Source organism: Vibrio sp. 10N.222.54.A3 (genome assembly GCF_041474095.1).
Lineage (GTDB): Bacteria > Pseudomonadota > Gammaproteobacteria > Enterobacterales > Vibrionaceae > Vibrio > Vibrio crassostreae_C.
The window spans coordinates 1-2,165 of sequence record NZ_JBFRTN010000043.1 but is presented as its reverse complement, the minus strand read 5'-3'; the positions used below and the strand labels follow the sequence as shown (position 1 = coordinate 2,165).

At 45.5% G+C, this 2,165-nt stretch carries 2 protein-coding genes; both read left to right on the top strand.

All coding sequences use genetic code 11. The annotated features are described in order from the left end of the window. The first annotated feature begins 203 nt into the window (after positions 1–203). The gene (locus AB4507_RS10570; protein ID WP_017061715.1) at positions 204–347 is read left to right on the top strand and encodes a hypothetical protein; all 144 of its coding nucleotides are present in this window, start codon (positions 204–206) and stop codon (positions 345–347) included. 234 nt (positions 348–581) lie between these two features. Next, entirely contained in the window at positions 582–2,054 is a 1,473-nt protein-coding gene (ltrA, locus tag AB4507_RS10565) for a group II intron reverse transcriptase/maturase (RefSeq protein ID WP_372182631.1), read from the top strand. The last annotated feature ends 111 nt before the right edge of the window (positions 2,055–2,165 follow it).

Genomic DNA, 2,165 nt, shown 5'->3' with positions numbered 1-2,165 from the left:
TGTCCGTGCGACCTGAGGTCGTATGAAGCGTTGTTCACCGCTTAACGAGTGAACCATCTGTATCACCAGATGAACCTACGAGCCTGAATAAAGCAGCGGCTCGGACAATGTAACGAAACTTGGCCTTGGGCTGAGTGGGAAAAGAATCGTGAGAGGACGTTCCTCCTGAAAACCACAATTCGGGTAAGTGCTAGGTAGTCAGTATGATGAACGTATGTGAATCCATTCAAGGTGCGTTATATGATGAAGCAGCGGAAGTGGTTAATACGCTGTGGCCAAAAGGCAATGAGAGTTGGAAAGAGGTTGGACAGTACTTTTTCGTGGTCACTGCACTCTCCGCACTATAGTGGGCATCTAACCTGACACTTTACGCAACATACGGAACAGGGTAAGCCTGTATCACTCCCTTTGGGAAAGCCTTTGTGGCCGATAGTGATGCAGGTATAGGAGGTCGGAAAAAGCGAAGGCTGCATTGTAATGATGCAGATACAGACTTATGTCTGATCACGAAAGTGAGCCCACTTCCGACTGGTCTCCCATTGCGAGAGAATTTGAAGAACTTTATTCAAGGAGAAAAGCAAATGGTGATCTCGAAAGAGATTAGTGCATCTTCTGACGACGATCAATGGCAGTCCATCGACTGGAAATCCGTTGAAGCACACGTATTGAAGCTTCAAATGCGTATCGCAAAAGCAACGAGAGAAAAGAAACACAGTAAGGTGAAGTCCTTACAGTGGCTCTTGACTCATTCTCGCTCAGCCAAGCTTCTTGCGGTTAAGCGAGTCTCTCAGAATAAAGGCAGTAAAACGTCTGGAATAGACGGTGTCATCTGGAACACAGATGTACGCCGTATGACAGCAGTCAATCAACTGAGCCGCAAGGCTTACTCTGCAAAACCACTCAAACGTATCTACATCCCCAAAAAAAACGGTAAGCTCAGGCCATTGGGTATTCCATGCATGATTGATAGAGCGCAACAAGCCCTCCACCTTCTAGCATTAGAACCAGTGTCCGAAACGCTTGCCGACCTCAATAGCTATGGGTTTAGGCCAAACCGCAGTGCGGCTGACGCCGTCAGTCAGTGTTTCAAATGTTTGGCTCTAAAGCGATCAGCGAAATGGGTTCTTGAGGGAGATATTAAGGCTTGCTTCGACAAAATCGGGCATCAATGGCTTATCGACAATATCACGGTTGATAAACGTATGTTAGAGCAATGGTTAAAGTCTGGCTATGTGGATAAGGGTCTGTTCTATGATACCGATGAGGGCACACCTCAAGGTGGAATAATATCTCCAACCTTGATGCTAATGACTCTCGCGGGAATAGAGCAACAAATAAAATCTACAGCTCTGAAAATGGGTGCTAGGGCCAACTTTATTGGTTATGCGGATGATTTCGTGATCACCTGCTCTTCAAAGGAAGTGCTAGTGAACGATATCAAACCGTTGATTGCTGACTTTCTGGCAGAAAGAGGGTTAACCCTCTCCGAAGAGAAAACGAAGGTCACTCATATTGATGATGGCTTTGACTTTCTGGGTTTCAATCACAGGAAGTACAAAGGGAAATTGCTCATTAAACCGAGCAAATCTAACACGCTGTTATTCCTTAGAAATCTACGTGAACTTATTAAAAAGCACGCAACCATCCCTGTTAACGATCTAATCAAGTTGATAAATCCGAAACTTAGAGGGTGGGCGAATTACTATCGCCACTGTGTTGCTAAACAAGTATTCGGGTATGTCGGCCACAAACTATTCCAAGCGTTATGGCACTGGGCAGTTAGACGTCATCCAACCAAGTCCAAAGACTGGATTGTTCATAAGTATTTTCTCAATCGTAAAGGCCAGTGGCAATTTCACGGTTGGCAGAAAATCATGGACATGGACTGTCACTTCAATCTGTTCCAAATAGCTAAAGTGCCCATCGAGCGACACGTAAAAATCAGGAATGCGGCGACCCCTTTTGACCCTCAATACCAAAAATATTTGGTGAAGAGAAGATCTAAAAGGCTAGCTCGTAACTCTTGGAAAGAGCCTGTCCCGACTGCGTTATAAGTTGCTGGGTATCAATGATGCCTTAGTTGAGGCTTGAGCCGTATGCAGTGAAAGTTGCACGTACGGTTCTTAGAGGGGCGGCACTTGGTAACAAGTGTCGTCTACTCGACA